At 32.3% G+C, this 21,920-nt stretch carries 26 protein-coding genes and 1 tRNA gene; 15 read left to right on the top strand and 12 right to left on the bottom strand.

The annotated features are described in order from the left end of the window. The 7 genes from C3729_RS12000 to lpxK form a co-directional block, all read right to left on the bottom strand. Positions 1-1,479 (bottom strand): alpha-amylase, encoded by a 1,479-nt coding sequence (locus C3729_RS12000; protein ID WP_260204523.1) that lies wholly within the window; start codon positions 1,477-1,479, stop codon positions 1-3. A gap of 75 nt (positions 1,480-1,554) precedes the next feature. Further along, on the bottom strand, positions 1,555-2,646 hold the full coding sequence (gene dinB, locus C3729_RS11995) for a DNA polymerase IV (protein ID WP_104794376.1): 1,092 nt from the start codon (positions 2,644-2,646) through the stop codon (positions 1,555-1,557). Between the two features lie 25 nt (positions 2,647-2,671). After that, the gene (locus C3729_RS11990; RefSeq protein WP_104794375.1) at positions 2,672-3,385 is read right to left on the bottom strand and encodes a hypothetical protein; all 714 of its coding nucleotides are present in this window, start codon (positions 3,383-3,385) and stop codon (positions 2,672-2,674) included. Beyond that, on the bottom strand, positions 3,385-4,101 hold the full coding sequence (locus C3729_RS11985; RefSeq protein WP_104794374.1) for a hypothetical protein: 717 nt from the start codon (positions 4,099-4,101) through the stop codon (positions 3,385-3,387). The genes C3729_RS11990 and C3729_RS11985 overlap by 1 nt, the downstream gene beginning before the upstream one ends. Positions 4,102-4,111: 10 nt before the next feature. Next, a complete protein-coding gene (locus C3729_RS11980; protein ID WP_069799540.1) occupies positions 4,112-4,435 on the bottom strand; it encodes a PadR family transcriptional regulator in 324 nt (107 codons plus the stop codon). Between the two features lie 353 nt (positions 4,436-4,788). After that, complete coding sequence (locus tag C3729_RS11975; protein ID WP_104794373.1) at positions 4,789-5,604, bottom strand: purine-nucleoside phosphorylase; 816 nt, start codon at positions 5,602-5,604, stop codon at positions 4,789-4,791. Next, positions 5,588-6,619: a tetraacyldisaccharide 4'-kinase gene (lpxK, locus tag C3729_RS11970; protein ID WP_104794372.1), complete on the bottom strand. Its 1,032-nt coding sequence runs from the start codon at positions 6,617-6,619 to the stop codon at positions 5,588-5,590. The genes C3729_RS11975 and lpxK overlap by 17 nt, the downstream gene beginning before the upstream one ends. Before the next feature lie 188 nt (positions 6,620-6,807). On the opposite strand from lpxK, the gene C3729_RS11965 reads away from it, so the two are divergent. From C3729_RS11965 to C3729_RS11910, 12 genes are all read left to right on the top strand, one after another. After that, positions 6,808-7,665 carry a YicC/YloC family endoribonuclease gene (locus C3729_RS11965; RefSeq protein WP_104794371.1) on the top strand — a complete coding sequence of 286 codons (858 nt, stop codon included), beginning with the start codon at positions 6,808-6,810 and terminating at the stop codon, positions 7,663-7,665. Positions 7,666-7,752: 87 nt separating this feature from the next. Beyond that, on the top strand, positions 7,753-8,316 hold the full coding sequence (gene gmk / locus C3729_RS11960) for a guanylate kinase (protein WP_104794370.1): 564 nt from the start codon (positions 7,753-7,755) through the stop codon (positions 8,314-8,316). A 25-nt stretch (positions 8,317-8,341) separates the two neighbouring features. Further along, on the top strand, positions 8,342-9,358 hold the full coding sequence (gene nadA, locus C3729_RS11955; protein WP_069799649.1) for a quinolinate synthase NadA: 1,017 nt from the start codon (positions 8,342-8,344) through the stop codon (positions 9,356-9,358). Between the two features lie 61 nt (positions 9,359-9,419). After that, the gene (gene folB, locus C3729_RS11950; RefSeq protein WP_104794369.1) at positions 9,420-9,779 is read left to right on the top strand and encodes a dihydroneopterin aldolase; all 360 of its coding nucleotides are present in this window, start codon (positions 9,420-9,422) and stop codon (positions 9,777-9,779) included. A gap of 64 nt (positions 9,780-9,843) precedes the next feature. Further along, positions 9,844-9,914, top strand: a tRNA-Cys gene (locus C3729_RS11945). Between the two features lie 68 nt (positions 9,915-9,982). Continuing rightward, complete coding sequence (locus tag C3729_RS11940) at positions 9,983-11,590, top strand: LIC_10190 family membrane protein (protein WP_104794368.1); 1,608 nt, start codon at positions 9,983-9,985, stop codon at positions 11,588-11,590. A gap of 87 nt (positions 11,591-11,677) precedes the next feature. Beyond that, positions 11,678-12,739: a chorismate synthase gene (gene aroC, locus C3729_RS11935; RefSeq protein ID WP_104794367.1), complete on the top strand. Its 1,062-nt coding sequence runs from the start codon at positions 11,678-11,680 to the stop codon at positions 12,737-12,739. 9 nt (positions 12,740-12,748) lie between these two features. Then, positions 12,749-13,306, top strand: coding sequence for a thioredoxin family protein (locus C3729_RS11930; RefSeq protein ID WP_104794366.1), 558 nt, complete (start codon positions 12,749-12,751; stop codon positions 13,304-13,306). A 105-nt stretch (positions 13,307-13,411) separates the two neighbouring features. Next, positions 13,412-13,969, top strand: a complete 558-nt coding sequence (locus tag C3729_RS11925) for a TlpA family protein disulfide reductase (protein WP_104794365.1) — start codon at positions 13,412-13,414, stop codon at positions 13,967-13,969. A gap of 117 nt (positions 13,970-14,086) precedes the next feature. Then, positions 14,087-14,410: a YkvA family protein gene (locus C3729_RS11920; RefSeq protein WP_104794364.1), complete on the top strand. Its 324-nt coding sequence runs from the start codon at positions 14,087-14,089 to the stop codon at positions 14,408-14,410. A 78-nt stretch (positions 14,411-14,488) separates the two neighbouring features. After that, complete coding sequence (gene miaA, locus C3729_RS11915) at positions 14,489-15,394, top strand: tRNA (adenosine(37)-N6)-dimethylallyltransferase MiaA (protein ID WP_104794363.1); 906 nt, start codon at positions 14,489-14,491, stop codon at positions 15,392-15,394. Between the two features lie 45 nt (positions 15,395-15,439). Then, positions 15,440-15,997: a thioredoxin family protein gene (locus tag C3729_RS11910; protein WP_104794362.1), complete on the top strand. Its 558-nt coding sequence runs from the start codon at positions 15,440-15,442 to the stop codon at positions 15,995-15,997. 61 nt (positions 15,998-16,058) lie between these two features. Here C3729_RS11910 and C3729_RS11905 read toward each other — a convergent pair whose 3' ends face one another. Beyond that, positions 16,059-16,694, bottom strand: coding sequence for an MBL fold metallo-hydrolase (locus C3729_RS11905; RefSeq protein WP_104794442.1), 636 nt, complete (start codon positions 16,692-16,694; stop codon positions 16,059-16,061). 92 nt (positions 16,695-16,786) lie between these two features. Here C3729_RS11905 and C3729_RS11900 point away from each other — a divergent pair, with 92 nt between their 5' ends. Further along, entirely contained in the window at positions 16,787-17,992 is a 1,206-nt protein-coding gene (locus tag C3729_RS11900) for a type IX secretion system plug protein domain-containing protein (RefSeq protein WP_104794361.1), read from the top strand. Positions 17,993-17,998: 6 nt separating this feature from the next. Here C3729_RS11900 and C3729_RS11895 read toward each other — a convergent pair whose 3' ends face one another. The 4 genes from C3729_RS11895 to C3729_RS11880 all read right to left on the bottom strand — a co-directional run bounded on the left by C3729_RS11895 (position 17,999) and on the right by C3729_RS11880 (position 20,623). After that, positions 17,999-18,277, bottom strand: a complete 279-nt coding sequence (locus C3729_RS11895; protein ID WP_104794360.1) for a hypothetical protein — start codon at positions 18,275-18,277, stop codon at positions 17,999-18,001. Next, on the bottom strand, positions 18,274-18,510 hold the full coding sequence (locus tag C3729_RS11890; protein ID WP_104794359.1) for a hypothetical protein: 237 nt from the start codon (positions 18,508-18,510) through the stop codon (positions 18,274-18,276). Before C3729_RS11890 ends, C3729_RS11895 begins: the two co-directional genes overlap by 4 nt. 115 nt (positions 18,511-18,625) lie before the next feature. Next, positions 18,626-19,669, bottom strand: a complete 1,044-nt coding sequence (hemH, locus tag C3729_RS11885; protein ID WP_260204522.1) for a ferrochelatase — start codon at positions 19,667-19,669, stop codon at positions 18,626-18,628. Positions 19,670-19,744: 75 nt separating this feature from the next. Then, complete coding sequence (locus C3729_RS11880) at positions 19,745-20,623, bottom strand: NifU family protein (protein WP_104794358.1); 879 nt, start codon at positions 20,621-20,623, stop codon at positions 19,745-19,747. Between the two features lie 130 nt (positions 20,624-20,753). On the opposite strand from C3729_RS11880, the gene C3729_RS11875 reads away from it, so the two are divergent. Both C3729_RS11875 and C3729_RS11870 read left to right on the top strand, forming a co-directional pair. Beyond that, a complete protein-coding gene (locus tag C3729_RS11875; protein ID WP_104794357.1) occupies positions 20,754-21,275 on the top strand; it encodes a gamma carbonic anhydrase family protein in 522 nt (173 codons plus the stop codon). A gap of 93 nt (positions 21,276-21,368) precedes the next feature. After that, positions 21,369-21,911 (top strand): GNAT family N-acetyltransferase, encoded by a 543-nt coding sequence (locus C3729_RS11870; protein ID WP_104794356.1) that lies wholly within the window; start codon positions 21,369-21,371, stop codon positions 21,909-21,911. The last annotated feature ends 9 nt before the right edge of the window (positions 21,912-21,920 follow it).

Here is a 21,920-nt window from a genome sequence, read left to right as displayed (position 1 = left end):
CTATTCAGGAATCCAAACGCTTACATTTCCAGCGGGAACAGTGAAATTTCCCCAACCATTTTCATCAATTTGAACAGTATGTTCGAATCTTCCTAATGCGTCATAAAAAAACTGACCAGCATATTGAGTTCCCATTTCCATAGGTTTTTCGTATTGTTCTTTATTGCTGATGACTACTGCACAACCTTTATGTTCGCCATCACCTTCTCGAGTCCAACCGATGCAATTAGCATCTTCGAAATAATCTCTTTGCATTCCGTAAGCATTATTTTTTCTCAACTTCAAAAGTTCTTCTATTTGGTCTACTTTTTCTAAGAAAATTTCGTGTTCATTGCCATCATTTCCATAATCTTTGTAAGTTGCTCCAAATAAATCTGGGTAAAAAACACAAGGAAAACCTTCTTGTCTAAGTAAAATTAATGCATAAGCAGTCGGCTTAAACCAAGGTTCTACAGGAGCTTCTAAAGCTTGCAAAGGTTGAGTGTCATGGTTATCAGTAACGGTAACAGCTAAATTTGGTTGAGCTTGAACCAAAGTGTTGTCAAAAATTGTTCGCATGTCAAATTCACTTCCCGATCGTGAAGCAGTATGCAAATTATAATGCAAAGAAGCATCAAAAAGGCTCATACAACCTTCGGTTTCTTCAATATATTTTTCTAAAAGTGGTAAATCACCGGGAGCCCAAAATTCTCCTACTGCAAAGAGGTTTTTACCAGTATTGGCTCGTAATAACTGAAGCCATTCTTTATAAAATTCAGGCGATTGATGTTTCACAGCATCTAAACGAACACCTTCAAAACCGACGGTTTCATGATACCATTTTCCCCAATAATTAAGTTCTTCTCTTACATGAGGATTGCGATGTTCGATGTCATTGTACATCAAAAAATCGTAATTTCCTTTTTCATCGCTGGTCATTTCTTCCCAACCATCACCATGTTCGGTAATAATTTGATAAATGAAATCTCCTTCTTCACCTTCGGCAAAATCTACGCCTGTAAAACAAGTGAAATTCCATTCGAAATCTGAATATTTTTTATTTCTTCCCGGAAAAGTAAATTTAGTGTAACTTTCTATTTCAAAAGGTTCAGAAATGAAATTTTGTCGATTGTTTGGGTCTACTTTGTATACTTGGAAGCGTTCTTTTTCATCACCGCCAGCTTTGTGATTCAGAACAATATCTACAATTGCTCCAATTCCTTTTTCACGAAGCATATTGATAGCAGAAATATATTGTTCTTTAGTTCCATATTTGGTAGGAATTCCACCTTTTTGGTCAAATTCTCCCAAATCAAATAAATCATAGGGATCATAACCCACAGAAAATCCGCCACCATTAGCTTTGTAAGCAGGTGGTAACCAAACCATTGTAATGCCAAGTTCTGCTAAATATTTTGCGTTTTGTTGTACTTCTTCCCAAAGTTTTCCATCGCCTTCTGTGTACCAATGGAAATATTGAATCATGGTTCCGTTCATCATTTCTGTTTTTTATGTTGCAAAATTAGAACGATGAACCGAAATTAATTTACAGATTTTCAGGGAATTATTTTATAATTATTCTTTTTCGAATTCTTCAAAAGGAATTTTGAGTTGTACAGAAATTTGTTTTTTCTCTTCTGTGTTGAGGTTAGAAAGTGATAGACCTAACAAACGAATCGCTTTATTATAAGGTCTTAGTTCCCAAAGTTTTTGGGCGGTTTCGTAGAAATCTTCAGCGTTTTCATAATACACTTCTTGTGTTTTGCTACGCGTGTATTGAGAAAAATCCTTGTATTTTATTTTTAAAGTCAAGGTTTTGCCCTTAATTTCTCTTTTCGAAAGTCTAGATTCTAGTTCTTCGCTTAGTGATTTTAGTTTTTGGTAAAGTTCTTCATCTTCGTTGATATCATCCCAAAAAGTATGTTCTACACCTACACTTTTTTGAATTCGATGAGGTTTTACTTCTCCATGATGAATTCCGCGAACTACGTTATAGTAGTAAATTCCAGATTTTCCGAAAAGTCTTGCCAGTTCTTCCATAGATTTTGCCTTCAAATCTTTGCCTCTGAAAATCTGTAAACTGTACATTTTATTGGCGGTGACTTTCCCGATTCCGTAGAATTTTTCAATCGGAAGTTCTTCTAAAAAATCTAAAATCTGAGTAGGATGAATGGTTTTTTGTCCGTTGGGTTTATTGATATCCGAAGCTACTTTAGCCAAAAATTTATTCACCGAAATTCCCGCAGAAGCAGTAAGTCCTGTTTCTTCAAAAATTTTTTGACGAATTTCTCTTGCTATTTCATTGGCAGACTCTATGTTTTTTTTGTTTTCGGTAACGTCTAAATAGGCTTCGTCTAGAGAAAGCGGTTCTACCAAGTCAGTATATTCATGAAAAATTTCTCTGATTTTTTGCGAAATTTCTTTGTAACGATGAAATCTTGGCTTTACAAAAATAAGGTTCGGACATTTTTCTTTGGCAATTTTGCTAGACATAGCAGAACGAACGCCAAATTTTCGGGATTCGTAACTTGCTGCGGCTACTACACCTCTATGTTCACCGCCTACAGCAATAGGTTTTCCTTTAAGTTCAGGATTATCGTGCTGTTCCACAGAAGCGTAAAACGCATCCATATCTACATGTATGATTTTTCTCTGTGGAATTTGCATACACAAAGATAAGGAATTGGGGATTTTATAAATATTTCAAAAAAGGTTTTACTTTTTCGATTTGTTTGATGTAGTTTTTCTGTGCAGAAAGTGAATAGAAAACACCAAAAATAATTAAGTAAATTGACATGAAGGTAAATGTGATTTCTATAAAAATTGGTTTATCACTTTGGAAAGTGATGATTTTTTGATATTTCTCAGGATTATCTATTAACCTTGTGTAAATATTCAGTAATGGAGAAAAAATAATTAAAAAAATAAAAACAGAATGTTGATGTAAAGTGAGAACATACTTTTTAAATTTTTTAGCTAATTTGAAATCTTGGTAATGGGAAAAATATTTTATTAAAGTATAAAACGTCAATCCAAATACTATTGACAAGGTTAAATATCCAAAAGTTTCTGCTTTAAAATTGAAAGCAATGATAAAAATTAAAAGGGTAGGGATAGTTGAAAATTTTAATGCAAAAAACAAATTAGTCTTGTCAATTTCCTTTTTAGTTTTAACCATAAAATCAGAAATATCCTCAAGATTTAAATTTCCTCTCCAGTATGGTTTCAATTCTTTGTCCCAACTTAATTTAGTTTTTTCAAAAGCTTCCTCAAAACTCAAATTTTCTTCTCTTTGCAAATCTGAAATCTGAGAAATAAAATGGTCATTTACTTCGATGAGAATATCAATTGGCAGTTTTTTTGAGAGCAGGTAATTGCGGATTTCTGAGAGTTGTGATTCGGTCATTACAAAGAGATTTTTAAATGTGTAGATAACTTTTTATAAACTTTTTTGTATTCCATTAAATTAAAAATACCTGTGAATAGAAATAGAATAAAAATGTTAGAAACAATATAATGTTTATTAATGTTAGAAAAATCCATATTTAAGATTTTCTCATGAGCTTCAAAAATTTTTTCAAATTGATTATTGAAGATGAAAATATTTATTGCAATTATCACAAAACCACTATTAAGAAATCTCACAAAATAATTTTGGTAAATGCTTATTCTCTTCTTATAATTTGAATTACAACTTTTTATAAGTTTATAATTCATAATTATCAGAACAACACTTAATGTAAAACCCATCCAAAATAGTGTTAATAGATAATTTTCGGAGAAATCTTTATTGAAATTTTTAAATATAATGGTGTTTAAAACGAATTGAAGAGCTAATAATCCTAAAGATTTTAGTATAACATTAGTTAGAAATTTCTGAATAATTCTACTTTCAAATTTGGTAATGTAGTTAAAACTTAATAGATTAAAACGAAGTTTAAGTTCATCTTTCCAATCATTTTTAGTCTTCTCAAACGCATCTTTAAAACTTAAATTTTCCTCTTTTTCTAATTCCAAAATTTGGGAAATAAAGTGGTCTTTTACTTCCAAGAGTAAATCAATGGGTAATTTTTTAGAAAGTAGAAATTTTGTAATTTCAGTATTTTGTTCTTTGGTAATCATGCTTTAGTTTTTAAATATTAAAAATTGCATTCAGATTAAATAGGTAAGATTTCATTTCTTCTTCTTGTAAGGCTTGTTGTTTTTTTCCTTTTTCGGTCAGCAAATAATATTTTCTATCTCTACCATTTACTTGTTGCATTTCAGAATAAATAACTCCTTCATTTTCTAATTTGTGTAACAAAGGATAAAGCGCACCTTCTGTCATCTCCAGTTCACCTTTTGTAAGTTCTTTAGCGCGTTGCGTCAACTGATAACCATACATTTTTACTTCTGAAGCGAGAAGTTTCAGAATAATATTTTGTAAAGTTCCTTTATATAATGCGTTTTTCTTCATACCTATATAAATTATGCATTACAAATATATACATAATTTTCTTATGTGTGAAAATTTTTTTTAAAAACTTAGAAACAAAAAAAACACCTCGAAAATCGAGGTGCTTCCTATGAAAAATATTTAGATTAGGTATAGTTATCTTTCCTTCTGAGAAGGAGATAGGCTACTTTAAAGGCAACTAATCTAAACGTATTCATTTTTTTCCTTTTTTACTTTGAAACAAAATTAAGATAAGGCTGCCATTAAGTCTTTACAGAATTTTATAGTAACGTTATAGAATTTTCATAAAAAAACGCTCCAAAAAAAAATTGAAGCGTAATATTTTAAAAATTCACTGCGAAGCAAAAATTCATTTATTGATAATTCTTTACCAAGCCTTTTACAATTTTAATCACATTAGGCATTGCTTTATTAGCTGCTTGTAAAACTTCTTCATGAGAAACGGTGAAAGCGATTTCTGGTCCGCCAACATCCGTAATGATAGAAATTCCGAAACAATCCATTCCCATGTGTTTTGCTACAATCACTTCGGGAACGGTACTCATTCCTACTGCATCTCCACCAATTGCTCTTACCATTCCGTATTCTGCAGGCGTTTCGAAAGTAGGACCTTGAAGTGCAACATAACAACCTTTGTGCACTTTAATTTCTAAATTTTTTGCCACTTCTTCTGCGACAGCAATCATTTTTCGGTTGTAAGGTTCGCTCATATCTACGAATCTTGGTCCCAATTCATCAATGTTTTTACCACGAAGCGGATGCTCTGGCATCATATTGATATGGTCTTCGATAATCATAATATCTGCCACTCTGAAATTAGGATTTACTCCTCCAGAAGCATTAGAAACGATTAAATTCTGAATTCCCAAAAGTTTAAAAACTCTGAAAGGAAAAGTTACTGTTTCCATAGAATGACCTTCGTAGTAATGAAATCTACCACTCATCATTAATACTTTTTTACCTTCTAAAATCCCGTAAATGAGTTTTCCACCGTGTCCTACCACTGTAGTTTGCGGGAAATTAGGAATTTCGTGATATTCTAAAGTGTGAATAGCCCCTACTTCTTCTTGTAATTTGCCTAAACCAGAACCCAAAACGATGGCGAAATCAGGAGTTTCTTGAATGATATTTTGGATGAATTCGGCGGTTTGTTTAATTTTTTCTAACATAATCTTGAATGATTTGATTAAATTCTTCTGCGCGGTCTATTTCTACATTAATCGGCCAATAGTATAATTTTTCTCTTAAATAATCGAAACCTTTTAATCGAACATAATCTTTTTCTGTGGTCAAAATCAATTTATATTCTCCTAGTTTTTCATATTCTTTTTTGATGAGAGAAATATCTTCTGTGGTGAAACTGTGATGGTCTTTGAATCTTAAGTGTTTTACATTTGAGCTGTATCTTTTTACTTCTTCTACAAAGGTTTTTGGGTTGGCAATTCCTGTTATGAGGAGAATGTCATAATAACTCATGTTGTTATCTGGAAGTTTCAATTTTGGGTCAAAACAAAAAATTTCTTCATCATAATTGATGGTAGAGAAGAACACTTTTTGGTAATATCTAGGTTTAATTCTAGAAATATAGAATTGTTTTTTTTCTTCGGTAATATTTTCTGGACACTTGGTCACTACAATGATGTTAGCACGTTTTGCGCCACGTCTTGACTCTCTAAGATTACCTGCAGGTAAAACAAAATCTTTAAAATACGGGTCATTATAATCGGTCAACAGAATATTAAAACCGGGTTTTATTCTGCGGTGTTGGTAGCTGTCATCTAATAGAAGTACATCTAAATCCATGTCTTCGATGATTTTTTTTGCCCCAAAAACGCGATCTTCACAAACGCCGATAACAAATCTGTTTTTAAATCTTTCGAAGAGTTGCATGGCTTCATCACCCACCATTTTAAAATTACTATCGTAATTTACAATACCATAACCTTTGGTTTTTCTTCCATAACCACGAGATAGAACCCCAGTTCTAAAATTTTTAGCAAGATAATCTGCCAAATACATTACCATAGGCGATTTTCCACTGCCACCTACAGATAAATTTCCTACGCCAATCATAGGAGTTTTAAATTTCGTAGAAGAAAAAATTCCCCAATCGTACATTCTGTTTCTGAGGGCAGTAACAAAATGATAAACCAAGGAAAAAGGGTAGAGATACCATCTTTTCATGCAATAAATTTTCTTTCTGACGACTGAAATTCGTCATTTAATCAGGGGGCAAATTTACGAAATTTTTAAGGATTTTTTGGGACTATTTCATCTACTTATTAACAATGAGAAGTCTTATCGGTTTTAAGTTTTAAGAAAAAATTAACTTTCAGCATCTTTTCTTATCTTTGTGCTTACATATACACATTATGATTTTATCAATGACAGGCTTCGGAAGAGCCGAAGGTATTTTTGAAGGAAAAAAAATTAGCATCGAACTCAAATCGCTTAATAGCAAATCATTTGACTTGAATCTAAGAATTCCGCTTCGTTACAAAGAGAAAGAATTCGAAGTAAGAAAATTGTTAAATGACACCATTCTCCGTGGAAAAGTAGATTGCTATATCAATTGCGAAACCATCGATGACTGCAATGATGTAAAAATCAACCAAGACATTGTAAAAGCATACATGAATCAGCTGCGTGAGATTTCTCCCAATGCAGAAGAGTTCGAATATCTGAAAATGGCCATCAGAATGCCTGAAGCAATAAACGGTAAACCTGCAGAATTAAATGAAGAAGAGTGGAAATCTTTGGAAAACTTGATTAAAGAAGCCTTAGCAAAATTTGTAGATTTCAGAAAGACAGAAGGCGCAATTTTACACGAAGAGCTGGCTAAAAATCTTAAAAATATTGAAGAAAATCTTCTCAAAGTCATTCCTTACGAAGACGATAGAATGATAGCGGTAAAAGAACGTTATCAGAACACTTTGAAGGAATTTGAGAATGTAGACGAAACCAGATTCTATCAAGAACTGGCTTATTACACCGAAAAATTAGATATTTCCGAAGAAAAAGTACGTTTAACTCAGCACTTGAAATATTATCTTGAAGTGATGCAAAACGAAACCTTCAATGGGAAAAAACTAGGATTTATCTCTCAAGAAATCGGTAGAGAAATCAATACTCTTGGTTCAAAAGCCAATCACCACGAAATCCAAAAACTGGTAGTGATGATGAAAGACGATTTAGAAAAAATTAAAGAACAAACGTTAAACGTATTGTAATGATGAGTTATAAGTCATGAGTTATAAGTTGTTTTTTAGTCTTTAAATAACTCATCATTCATAATTCATCACTCATAACTATTAAAAATGAACAAAGTAATTATATTTTCAGCACCTTCAGGAAGTGGAAAAACCACTTTGGTAAAATATTGTTTAGGCATTTTTCCTGAACTACAATTTTCTATTTCTGCTACAACTAGAGCATTGAGAGGTGAGGAAATTCATGGGAAAGACTATTTTTTTCTTTCAGTTGAAGAATTTAAAAATCTGATTGCAGAAGATGCTTTTGTAGAATATGAAGAAGTTTATCAAGATAAATTTTACGGAACCTTAAAATCTGAAGTGGAAAGAATTTGGCAAGAAGGAAAAGTGGTTATTTTCGATGTTGATGTAAAAGGTGGCGTAAATCTGAAGAAAATTTTCGGAGAAAATGCCCTTTCTATTTTTATTGCACCACCTTCTATTGATGAATTGGAACGAAGATTGATATCTAGAGCTACAGATGATTTAGAAACCATCAAAACCAGAGTAGCAAAAGCTAAAGAAGAAATGACGTATGCTGAAGAATTTGACCAAATTATCATTAATGATGATTTAGAAACCGCTCAGAAAGAAATTGAGCGAATTGTAAGAAATTTTATTGAAGAATAAAACCAACACCAAATACGATTACCCAATGGAACAAGCATTAGATATAGCAAAAAATAACCTTCCTGTAAAAGGATTTTTGGATTTGAAAGATATTCAAATTCCTCAAGGTCAAGATTTAATTGATGCGATTTTAAAGCTCAAAAAAGAAAAAAATGCCGTGATTTTAGCGCATTATTATCAGCCAGGAGAAATTCAAGATATTGCAGATTATTTGGGAGATTCTCTACAATTAGCCAGAGCTGCAAAAGATACAGATGCAGATATGATTGCTTTTTGTGGGGTACATTTTATGGCTGAAGCTGCAAAAATCCTTAATCCTACAAAAAAAGTAGTTCTTCCAGATACTTTGGCAGGTTGTTCACTTGCAGATGGTTGCAGTGGAGAAGGTCTTAGAAAAATGCGTGAACAGCATCCTGGAGCTTTGGTGGCAACTTATATTAATTGTAATGCAGAAACTAAGGCAGAATCTGATATTATTGTCACCAGTTCTAATGCAGAAACTATTATCAATGCATTGCCAAAAGATCAACCGATTATTTTCGCGCCAGATAAAAATTTGGGAAGATATTTGATGAAAAAAACGGGAAGAGACATGATTTTGTGGGACGGAAGTTGCATCGTTCACGAAGCATTTTCTATGGAAAGAATTGCAAAACAATTGGCAGAAAATCCTGATGCTAAATTGATTGCACACCCAGAATCTGAAACTCCAGTGTTAGAATTGGCGCATTTTATTGGTTCTACCTCAGCTTTGCTAAATTATGTGGAAAAAGATGATTGTCAGAAGTTTATCATCGCTACAGAAGAAGGAATTCTTCACGAAATGAAAAAACGTGCTCCTCATAAAGAATTGATTCCGGCTTTGGTTTTTGACGAAAGTTGCAACTGTTCAGAATGTTTCTTCATGAAGAGAAATACTCTAGAAAAGTTGTATTTGTGCATGAAGTATGAATTGCCAGAAATCACAATGGACGAAGAACTTCGCTTAAAAGCTTTGAAACCTATTGAAGCCATGCTTGAATTAAGTAAAACAATTAAATAAAAATAAAAATAGATATGAGTTTTTACTTGTAACTCGTATCCCGAAACTCCCAATTTTTCAGATGACCTCAAAAATACTTTTAGAAGATATTAAGATTTATGCCTATCATGGTGTTCTACCCGAAGAGAAAATTTTAGGAACCTATTACATTATCAATGCAGAAATTGTAGCAGATATTACCAAAGCTACTGAGACCGATGACTTGAATGATACCATTAATTATGCATTGATTAACGATATTATTCATGAAGAAATGGAAATTCTTTCACATTTGTTAGAACACGTAGCGGGTAGGATTATTAGAAAAATTAAATCAGAATTTCCTCAGGTTCAGAAAATTAAAATCAAAATAACAAAAACTAGACCGCCGTTAAGAGCGGAAATGAAAGGTGCAAGCGTAGAAATTGAAGAAATTTTTTAAAAAAATCTATTTCTAAAATTTTTAAAATTCTGAAAAAATCCTATATTTGCACTCCGAAACACATGGTACTTTGGCCGAGCGGCTAGGCAGTGGTCTGCAACACCATCTACAGCGGTTCGAATCCGCTAGGTACCTCAACGCACACAACAACACAAATCCTGAAAATTTAAAATTTTCGGGATTTTTTTATTTATATTTACATAATGCTTAAAATTTTTCTTTCTTTATTGATTATTTTTCCCGTTTTGATGGGTTTTGGTGAGATTTTCCAAAAGTTGTTTGGGAGGATTTGGTCTGGTCTTTCGGCTAAATTATTTTCTGGAATGTTTTTTTTAACCTTAATTTGGCAAGTTTTAGCTTTTTTTCTTCCGCTTAATATATGGGTTGAGAGTATAAGTTTAGGCATAGGTGTAATATCCTTTTTTTATTTCAAAAGTTATAAAGATTTTTTAAAATATAAGAATGAAGAGATGATAAAATTTTTGGTACTTAGTTTACCAATAGTTTTTGCAGGTAGTTATTATCCTTTCATTATTGATCATTTTGGGTATTATGTTCCTAGTATTCACTGGCTAAGAGAGTTCGGATTAACAAAGGGCTTAGCAAATATTGAGTTGATATATGCGCAAATGTCTGTTTGGCATATTTTCCAAGCGGGTTTTTCTAATTTTTCTGATGTTTTCCTTAGGATAAATGTAATTTTTCTATTGGTTTTTTTGCTTTATATTTTAGAAAAAAAAGCTTGGGCCACGCTTTTTATTTTGCCTATTTTTTTGTTTTTCATACAGTCTCCTAATTCTGATTTGCCCGCGATTGCATTATCACTTATTATCTTAAATGAGGTAATAAATGGTAACAAAAATATCAAACTTCTTTTTGCCTTTTCTGCTTTCATTTTCACAATAAAACCTACTATTGTTTGGGTATTATTATTTGTTACAATGTATTTCTTTAAAAAAGAAAATTTTAAATATGCAGGCTTGGGAATTATGGTTTTAGGAATTTATATTTTTAAGAATATCATAGTATTTGGTTATCCTTTTTTCCCTATCCAAATTGGCAATCTTCACCTTTTATGGATGCCTCATCAAGATGTGCTGAAACAATCTTCTGAACTGGCTTTAATGAAAACATACGATTTGCAATACAGTATTTCTGAAATAAAAAAATTTACTACATGGGATTATATTTATAATTGGTTCACTTTAAACTCTTATAAAAAATATATTCATTTTGCTTTTATTTTTGTAATGTTTTCATTTGGGACCTTAGCATTAATACAAAGAAATAGATTAACTACCGCCCTATTTATTGCTATTTTTTTCAAAAGTTTTCTCGTACTTATTTTCTCAGCTCAGCACCGTTTTTTTATAGCAATTTTCTTTGTTTTTTTTCTAATTCTTTTTCAAACAAAAATTAAACAAAAATTATCCTTTGCTAGTTTTTTTATCGGAGTTTTTTTTATCCTTTTTTCTTTATCTTTCCCTCAACTTTTACAAAAGAATTTCCCATCATTTAAATCAGGACATTATATGCAAGGTTTTACTCAGAAACAGATATATAGACCAGCTTCTTTTGCGGCTTTTAAATATTCTGAGTTTAAAATAGGTAACCTTAAATTTTACATACCACATCATCATTTGGCTTATGATACGCCACATCCATCGATTGCTCCATATTCAGTAAAAAAATATTACGAAGCAGGAATTTTTCCGCAAAAAATATCAAAGAACATAAAAGATGGTTTCGTTTGGAAGAAACTGTCAACTAAAGATAAAGAAAAATTGAAGGGAATTATCTCTAAATTTTGATACGAGTTACGTGATACAAGTTCTTATGTTATAAAAATCTTACAACTCGCACTTCGCACCTCACTCCTTTTCACTAACTTTGCTTTTATGAACAATTTAGGAAATTTTCTCACACTTTCTACCTTTGGCGAAAGTCACGGAATAGCTTATGGTGGAATTATCACCAATTTTCCAGCAGGAATTGAAATTAATTTTGAAGAAATTCAGCATCAACTTGACCGCAGAAAACCTGGTCAAAGTTCTATCGTTACCCAAAGAAAAGAAAGTGATACCGTACAATTTCTTTCGGGAACTTTTGAGGGGAAATCTACAGGAACTCCGATTGGTTTTGTGATTTATAATGAAAATCAAAAATCGAAAGATTACGAACATATTGCCACTGCTTACAGACCTTCTCATGCAGATTTTACGTATGACCAAAAGTTTGGAATCAGAGATTATAGAGGTGGTGGAAAATCTTCTGCGCGAGAAACCATCAATTGGGTTGCAGCAGGAGCTTTGGCGAAACATATTTTACCCGAAAATGTAGAAATTCATGCTTATGTTTCTTCGGTGGGAGATATTTTTTGCATGAAACCTTATCAGGATTTAGATTTTTCTAAAATCGAAAGCAATGACGTTCGTTGTCCAGACGAAGAAACCGCCGAGAAAATGATTTCTAAAATCAAGGAAATCAAAAAAGAAGGAAATACCATCGGTGGAACCATTACTTGTGTCATCAAAAATCTTCCTGTAGGAATTGGCGAACCTATTTTCCTAAAATTACAGGCAGAATTGGCAAAAGCGATGATGAATATCAATGCTGCAAAAGGTTTTGAGTACGGAAGCGGTTTTTGTGGAGCAACGATGACTGGAAAAGAGCATAATGATTTGTTCAATGAAGATTTTACTACGAAAACTAATCTTTCTGGCGGAATTCAAGGTGGGATTTCAAACGGAATGGACATTTATTTCCGTGTTGCTTTTAAACCAATTGCTACGATTCTTAGACCTCAAGAAAGTGTAGATAAAGACGGAAATTTAGTTATTGTAGAAGGAAAAGGAAGACATGACCCTTGTGTTTTGCCAAGAGCAGTTCCCGTAGTGGAAAATTTGGCAGCATTTGTTCTTGCGGACTTGTTTTTGATGAATCAGATTAGAAGAATTTAAAATTTAAAAATGAAAAATTACTGGCAAAACGCAGTCACTTTTGACGAATATATTAAAGAAACGGAACGTAGAATTGAAGTTCAAAATCCTGAAGATGACCATAATGAATATTATGAATTGGGGCTTCAGAGAATGAACAGAACTTTGAAAACTTATAAAGTAGACGAGAAGCAATTAGAAACGCTGAAATCTAAAAACTTCAATGGTAAAATCCTTATCATCACAGAACCTTGGTGCGGAGATGCAAGTGCTACTGTTCCTGCTGTTTCTAAATTTTTTGAAGGACATAATGATGTGAGAATTTTCTATCGTGATTCTGATACTTCTTTAATTGACCAATTCCTAACGAACGGAACCCAATCTATTCCTAAAATTTTAATCTTGAATGAAGATTTTTCGCTGAAAAATGTTTGGGGACCAAGACCGCAATATGGAACAGAATTATTGAAAAAATTCAAAGAAAATCCAGAAACGTATCCTCGTGAAGAGTTTTATAACGATTTACAAGTGTATTACGCTAAAAATAAAGGTAAAGATGCAATTCAAGAAATTTTAGAACTACTGTAGTTAGAAGAGTTCCCCTCTTTTAGAGGGGTGGCTTCGCAAAGCGAAGTCGGGGTGTAAAAATAAATATTATCACATCAACAAATTATCACATCAACACATCAATTTATGAACTTTTTAAGAAAAAACTGGCTCACATTATTGCTTTCGGTGTTTCTGGTTTCTATGTTTTTGTTTCCAGATTTTAGAGCGTTTGTTCAGCGACAAATTTTGATGAAACCTTCTTTAGAAAAAGTAGAAAAAGATGTCACTTTTACAGCTGAGGAAATGAATATTCAACTGAAAGGAGTGAATGTTCCTGATGCGAATTTGGCAGATTTTAAGGACAAAGTCGTTTTCTTAAATTTTTGGGGAAGTTGGTGTCCACCTTGTAGAGCAGAATATCCGAGTATTCAAAAATTATACGAGGCCAAAAAAAATAAAGTGGCTTTCGTGCTGATTGCCATGCAAGATGAAGAAGAAAAAGTGAAAAAATTCTTAACAGATAACAATTATACTACGCCGGTTTATTTTGCTACATCGCCACTTTCTGAAAAAATGCTGCCAAAAGTATTTCCTACGACTTTTATTTTGGGCAAAAATGGAAGGATTTTGATGAAAGAAGATGCTGCAAAAGATTGGAATTCTGAGTCTGTGCATCAGTTTTTGGATTCTGTAAATCCTTAAGAATTATTAAATAAAGTTAAAATCTATTAAAATAAAATAAGCAAAGAGTTTTTAATTTAAATTGGCAAAGATTTTGAAATCTAAATTACAACACACCTAAAAACTCAAAATATAAAAATGAAAAAAATAGCATTGTTGTTTCAAGCATTTAAAAAAGACGGACTGTTTTCTAAATTTCCGAAAATTTTAAAAATGTTTAAAGCGTACAAAAAAGGCGAATTTCAAATGGATCTCATGAATGTAATCATTCCATTAGCAGCATTTGTTTATATCATTTCGCCATTAGATTTTTTACCAGGAATTTTCTTAGATGATTTAGGAATTCTAGCATTGGTTTTACCGATGGTTTTAAAAGAAGTAGACCGATTTATCATTTGGGAAAACGAAAAAAATGCGGTAAAGAAAGATAATAAAGTTATCGATGCAGAAATAATAGAGTAAATAAAATAATTTCATTTGTGTTTTTTTAAATCGTTCCGAGATTTTCTTGGGACGATTTTTTTTGAATAAATTTGCACTATGCAGAAAACACTCATTTCTATCGTTGGTTCTACAGGAATTGGCAAGACAAAACTGGCCATAGAAATGGCAAAACATTTCGGTACAGAGATTATTTCTTGTGATTCTAGACAGTTTTTCAAAGAAATGAAAATAGGAACTGCAACTCCTACAGATGAGGAATTAGCAAAAGCTAAACATCATTTTATTGGTCATCTTTCGGTTCAAGATTACTATTCTATAGGTCAATATGAAGAAGATGCTTTGGAAAAAATAGAAGAAATTTTTGAGAAAAATGATTTTGCAGTTTTGGTTGGAGGAAGCATGATGTACGAAAAAGCAGTTGTAGAAGGACTGAACGATTTGCCAGAAGCCAACGCTGAAAACCAAAAAAACTTACAAAGAATTTTGGACGAAGAAGGTCTGGGAAAACTCCAAGAAATTCTCAAAAATCTAGACGAAGAATATTATAATGTAGTTCACAAAGAGAATCCCAGAAGATTATTACGAGCCATAGATGTGATTTGGCAGACCGGCAGAAAATATTCTGAAATTATTGCAGAACCTAAGCATAAAAGAGATTTTAAAGTTGTAAGAATAGGAATTACTGCGCCCAGAGAAATCATGTACGAAAGAATTAATCTTCGAGTAGATAAAATGTTAGAAAATGGTTTGATAGATGAGGTGAAATCTTTGACAGGATATAAAAACCTTGTTCCGCTACAAACGGTAGGTTACACCGAAATTTTTAAATATTTAGAAGGGACTTGGGATTTAGATTTTGCTATTGAAGAAATCAAGAAAAACTCTCGCAGGTATGCAAAACGTCAAGAAACGTGGAATAGAAAAGTAGAAAATGTGACTTGGCTTCCGTATGATTATTCAGTAGAGCAGCTTCATGAGATTTTATCGAAGATAGAAAAATAAATTCCGTAATTTTGCAGTCAATAAATTAATGATAAATCCATAGTTATGGCAAATACACCTTCCAATATGCTCGCTTTAGGTACTAAAGCACCTTTTTTTGAACTACCAAATCCTTCTCACAGCAACGAAATTCAATCTTTAGAAGATTTAAAAGGCGAAAAAGGAACGTTGGTGATTTTTATGTGTAATCACTGTCCGTTTGTTTTACACGTTATCGATAAATTGACGGAATTATACGAAGATTATCATACGCAAGGAATAGAATTTATCGCTATTAACGCGAATGATGTAGAAAAATATCCAGCAGATTCTCCAGAAAAAATGATAGAATTTCAAATCGAAAGAAAATTTGAATTCCCTTATTTATTTGACGAAAGTCAAGCGGTGGCAAAAGCTTATGACGCAGCTTGTACACCGGATTTTTATTTCTTTGATGAAAAATTAGACTTGGTTTACCGTGGACAAATGGATGATTCTAGACCAGGAAATCAAAAAGAAATCACAGGTGAAGACTTAATTATCGCTTTCGAAAATCTATTGTCAGGAAATCCACAGGAAGAATTACAAAAACCAAGCATGGGTTGTAATATCAAATGGAAATAATTAAAATTACCTCATAAGAAGCAAAAGAGTCAAGCATTAAACTTGACTCTTTTTTTATTTTTTAGAAAAACGGATTGTGTTTTTTCTCAAAGCCGATTTGCGTTGCGTTTCCGTGACCGCTATACACTTCTGTTTCTTCTGGTAAAGTAAAAAGTTTCGTGCGAATGCTTTCTAGCAATTGCTCATGATTTCCTCTGTATAAATCTGTTCTCCCAATGCTTCCTTGGAAAAGTGCATCGCCAGAAATTACAAATTTCTGCGCTTCATTGTAGAAAGCTATGCTTCCTGGCGAATGTCCCGGAACATGGAAAATTTCAAAAGAATCTTCGTCTATAAAGTATTTTTCGCCTTCGTTTAAAAGTTCTATTTCGCCAACAAAAGGTTTGAAGTCAAATCCATAATTTCTGGCAGACATCGGATTTCTGTCGAGTACATCTTTTTCTTCTTCGTGCATTTTTACGGCAACTTTATAAGTGTCAAAAGCCCATTGTAAGCCTAAAACATGGTCTATGTGAGCATGAGTCAATAAAATATTTTTGATAGAAATTTCTTTTTCTTCGATGAAATTTTCTAGAATTTCATTTTCTTTTTCGTTCCAGTTTCCCGGGTCTATAATGACGCCATTTTTTTGGTCATTAAAAAATACGTAAGTGTTTTCTGAAAAAGGATTGAACTGAAAAATATGAATGTGGAGCATGTTTTGAAGTTTAGATTTTAAGATTTCAAATTTAATCATTTTCTGCGTTTTAATTTTCAATATTTTGGCTCGATTTTCGTTATCTTCGTGATATGAAATTTCTAAAATTTACTTTTTTATTGCTTTCTGTTTTGGTTTTTGGTCAAAAAATTAGAAGTGTTCAGCTTTTTAATCCTCAAACCAATGATGAAACACCTGTCATTAAATTTGGGGAACAATTGGTTTTGAATTTTGATGATTTAGAAAATAAATCTACGGTTTATCGATATACATTTAAACATTTTGATAGAAATTGGAAAGATGACGGTTTGTTTTTTACAGAATATGCAAAAGGTCCTGTGAATTCTTACATTCAAGATTTTAGATACTCTTTTAATACGGTTCAAAAGTATACACACTACACTTTAAAATTCCCGAATGAAAAAGCTCAACTGAAAATTTCTGGAAATTATGAAATCATCGTTTTTGATGAATCAGTGAATAAACCCCTTTTTAAGAAAAGATTTTGTGTAGTAGAAAATGGAGCGAATTTAGGGATTAATGTAACCAGATTTGCAGATAGCAAAGCGCCAAATCTTAATCAAAGAATAGAAGTTTCTGCGATTTCTAATCAAGCAAGTTTGTTCTCAAACCTCAATTCCATTAGTCTGAATGTGATTCAAAATAATAATTTTGGACTTGGGATTTATAATCAGAAACCTAGTGCAGCGATGGGAAATAAGTTGCTTTTTCAACAGATGAATTTGGTTTATCCGGGAAATAATGAGTTCTATTATTTTGATAATAAAAATATGAATCAACCTTTTGATATGGTGGCTGCAACGAACAATGATGACGAAGGAAATCATACCTATTTGCATTCGGTTTGGGCTTTTCCGCTTAACTATCAATATCAGCCAGATGTAAACGGAGCTTTTTATTTCAGAAGAAATGATTTAGGAATTGAAAGAAATGCAGATACAGAAGCGGATTATTCTTGGGTGTATTTTTCTTTGGATTCAGAAAAAACAGAAAAGGAAATTTATGTTTTAGGCGCTTTTAATGATTTCATTCCTTCAGAAGAAAATAGAATGTCTTATGATGAAAATGCTAAAAAATATATTGCCAGAATTTATTTGAAACAAGGTTTTTACAATTATATTTTGGCTACCAAAGATGCGACAGGCTTCATTGATTTAGGTGAAATTAATGGTAATTTTTGGCAAACCGAAAATTTATATCAGGCATTTTTATATTACGCTCCTTTTGATAGAAATTATGACGGTTTAATTGGCTACGGTGAAACCAGAAAAAGATAAATTTGTTTAATTTTCTATATTTTTCTTGACGAAAACAGCGGTGATAAAAACGGTCTCTGTTTCTTTTTCGAACGTATAATGCAAATTAATAGGAAAACTGTCGAGTTCTATGATTCTGATGTTTTCGTAGATGATTTCAGATTGTTCTGGATTTTCAGAAATTTGGATGGCTTTTAGTTTTATTTCTTCCAGAAATTTTTGACCTAATGAAGGATCATCAGATTTATATTTTCTGGCATAAAGTAAAATGTCGTTTTTGGCGATAGATGAAAGTTGTATTTTCATAATGATGTGTAAAGAGAATGTTCTAGTTCTTTTATGTTTTCAAAAAAATCTAGTCTACTTTTAGGATTTTCTCTATGAAATTCTAACCTTTCTTTTACTTCGTCTATTTGGTAAGTGCAAATCCCTGAATTTTTTTTAGGTTCTAGGTTTTCAAAGTAATTTGAAATCATTTCTAAAAACTCAGCAGGAAGTGAGTTGATTTTGCTTTTTAAAGAATCTAAATTATTTTCCATTTTTATTAATTTTTTTATTAACCCTTATTTTTAGTCAAAATTATGAATAAAAAATGTAATAAAATAAAAATACCCCTATTTTTTTAGGGGTATTTGTTAAAAAATATATTTATTTTTATAATTCTTCTTCGCAAAGTTGTTTTACGACTTCTATCCATCTATCTTCGTCGTTAAGGCAAGGAACGTAGTGGAAGTTTTCTCCACCTGCATGTAAAAATTCTTCTTTTCCTTCTACAGAAATCTCTTCTAAGGTTTCTAAACAATCGCTTACAAAAGCTGGACAAACAATCGCTAGGTTTTTCACGCCATTTTTAGGTAAATTTTCTAAAGTTTCATCTGTGTAAGGCTCTATCCATTTGTCTTTTCCTAATCTAGATTGGAAAGTAGATTTCACTTGGCTGTCTTCCAAACCTAATTTTTGTCTTACCAGTTCAGTAGTTTTCAGACATTGGTGTCTATAGCAATATTGATGTGAAGGATGATCTTCTTTGAAGCAACAATCGCCTATTTTACAAGTTTTGGTAGGGTCTGTTTTGTAAATATGTCTTTCTGGAACTCCATGATACGAAAACTGAAGCAAATCCAAATTTTCTGGCAATTTTTCTTTAATGCTTTCAGCCAAACAATTGATGTAAAGGTCTCTATTATAGAAAGGTTTTACATAATTGATTTTGATATTTGGAAAAAATTTCGCTTGAACTTCTTTCGCTTTTTCAACTACAGTTTCTGTAGTACTCATCGCATATTGAGGATAAAGCGGGAAAAGAACTATTTCTTCTACGCCTTTTTCTACCAAGTTTCTGATTCCGGTTTCTATGCTTGGTTCAGCGTATCTCATCCCAATTTCTACAGGAATATCCACTAATTTCTGCAATTTTTGTTGAATCTGTTTCGTGATGACAATCAATGGCGAACCTTCATCTGTCCAAACGGTTTTGTAAGCTGCCGCAGACTTTTTAGGGCGAGTATTGAGGATAATTCCTTTTACTAAAAGCGCTCTAAAGAACCATGGATAGTCTATCACACGTTCGTCCATCAAGAATTCATCTAGATATTCTTTTACGTCTTCTACTTTTGTAGATTTCGGCGAACCAAGATTTACGAGGAGTATTCCTTTTTTTATGTTGTTGGTTGTCGGTTGTTGGTTGTTGGTATTCAAAACTTTGATTTTTTTATATTATCGAAAGTTATCAGTGTAAATACTATCAACTGACAACTATCCACTAAAAACTAATTATCCGTTTACAGCTTCTACTTTTTCTACTAAATCTGGCAAGAAATTTTTAAGCACTTGTTCTATTCCTCCTTTTAGCGTAGCGGTAGAACTTGGGCAACCGCTACAAGCACCTTGTAAAAGCATTTTTGCGGTTTTATTTTCTGCATCATATTCTAAAAGCGAGATTTTTCCACCGTCGTTTTCTACAGCTGGTGAAACGTATTCAGTTAAAATATCAGAAATTTTTTGCTCAACATCTGTATATTCTCTATTGATAATTTTTTCTACAGGACTTTCGTGTTTCTGAGGTTCTTTGTTGGTAATTTTGTGGCCATTTTGTAAAAACTCAGCAATCACATTTCTCACTACAGTCATCACTTCATGCCATTGTACAGAATCATCTTTGGTTACTGCCACGAAATTTTCTGAGACAAAGACTTCTTTTACAAATTTGAATTCATCATAAAGTACTTTTGCTAAAGGAACTTCATCTGCTTCTTCTCTAGATTTTACTTCTACGAAACCGTCTAATAATAATCTGTTTCCACCGAATTTCATTACCGAAGGATTGGGTGTCATTTCAGCAAAGATTTCATATCTCTGTTGGGGCTTTTGTCTGTAAATTCTAGGATTTGCTAGAAGCTCATCTTCGATTACATTTTTAAGACTTTCTGCGATGTGCTCCCATTCTACATGGTCTTCTTTGGCAACTGCTACAAAATTAGCAGAGATAAAAACCTTAGAAACAAAAGGATAATTGAAAAGTTCTTGAGCTAATGGAATTTCAGAAATATCAGAAGTCCTATCAAGTTCTAATGAACCAGGAATCAGCGTATAATCAGCTACAAACTTAATTACATTTGGGTTTGCAGTAGGTTCTATAATAATTGTATGCATTTTTTATTTAAATTTGAGATGCAAAAATACGGAAAGCAAGTCAGAAGAGAGAAGATGCAAGTTAGATTTTTTCAATTATTAATATTTTTCAAAATTTTAAAATTTCAACCACAAATTATAGACTAAAAATATGGCTTTAGTAAGAGAACTTTTAGGAAAAACTCCCAAAATCGGGGAAAATACTTTTTTAGCGGAAACAGCTGTAATCATAGGCGATGTAGAGATGGGAAATGATTGCAGTATTTGGTATAATGCGGTAATTAGAGGAGATGTACACTATATAAAATTAGGAAACAAAGTAAATGTGCAAGATAATGTGATGTTGCATTGTACGTATGAAAAATTTCCTTTAGTGATTGGGAATAATGTTTCAATTGGGCATAATGCTTGTGTACATGGTTGCACGATTCATGATAATGTACTGATTGGGATGAGTTCTGTAGTAATGGATAATTGTTTGATAGAAAGTAATTCTATTGTGGCGGCAGGTTCTGTAGTTACACAAGGAACACACATTAGAGCAGGTGAATTATGGGGAGGAGTTCCTGCAAAAAAAATAAAAGACGTTTCACAGGAACTGATTTCTGGTGAAATAGACAGAATTGCAAATAATTACGTGAAATATTCTTCTTGGTATAAAGGGGAGAAATAGAGTGTTAGAGTTGGAGAATGGTAGAAAAATAGAGAATCTTCATCATGCTACAATTTGTTAAAATATTAAAAAATATCGGAACTCTGAACTAAAATGCAAAATTTCCCCACGTTTTCCACAGCCAGATTAGTGCTTTCTTTGCCTGCGATTTCAGATTTAGAGGACATTATTTTTCATGCCAATTCTACTTCGGAAATTGCAGAAAACACCATTACTTTTCCTTATCCTTATGAAGAAAAGAATGCTCATTTTTGGCTAAAAATGGCTGAAGATGGTTTTGCGAAAAAAGATGCTTACATTTTTGCTATTCGTGAAAAAGAAAATTTAAAACTAATTGGTGCGATTGGTCTTCATGTGGATTTTGCAAATCGAAAAGCAGAAATTGGATATTGGCTCGGGAAATCTTTTTGGAATAAAGGCTATGTTTCAGAAGCATTACAAAAAATTGTGGAATTTGGCTTCGAAGAATTACATCTTAATAAAATTTATGCTTCTCATTTTCCGCACAATCCTGCTTCGGGAAAAGTTTTGCAGAAAAACTGTTTCGAATTTGAAGGAATTTTGAAGCAAGAAGTCCTTAAGAATGGTCAATTTTTGGATTTACACCGATATGCTATTTTTCAAGAAAATATTTAAATTCAGAAC

Origin of the sequence: Cloacibacterium normanense, from assembly GCF_002943105.1 — a bacterium.
Classification (GTDB): Bacteria; Bacteroidota; Bacteroidia; order Flavobacteriales; family Weeksellaceae; genus Cloacibacterium.
The sequence above is the reverse complement of the archived record's forward strand: the minus strand, read 5'-3'. Positions and strand labels throughout refer to the sequence as shown.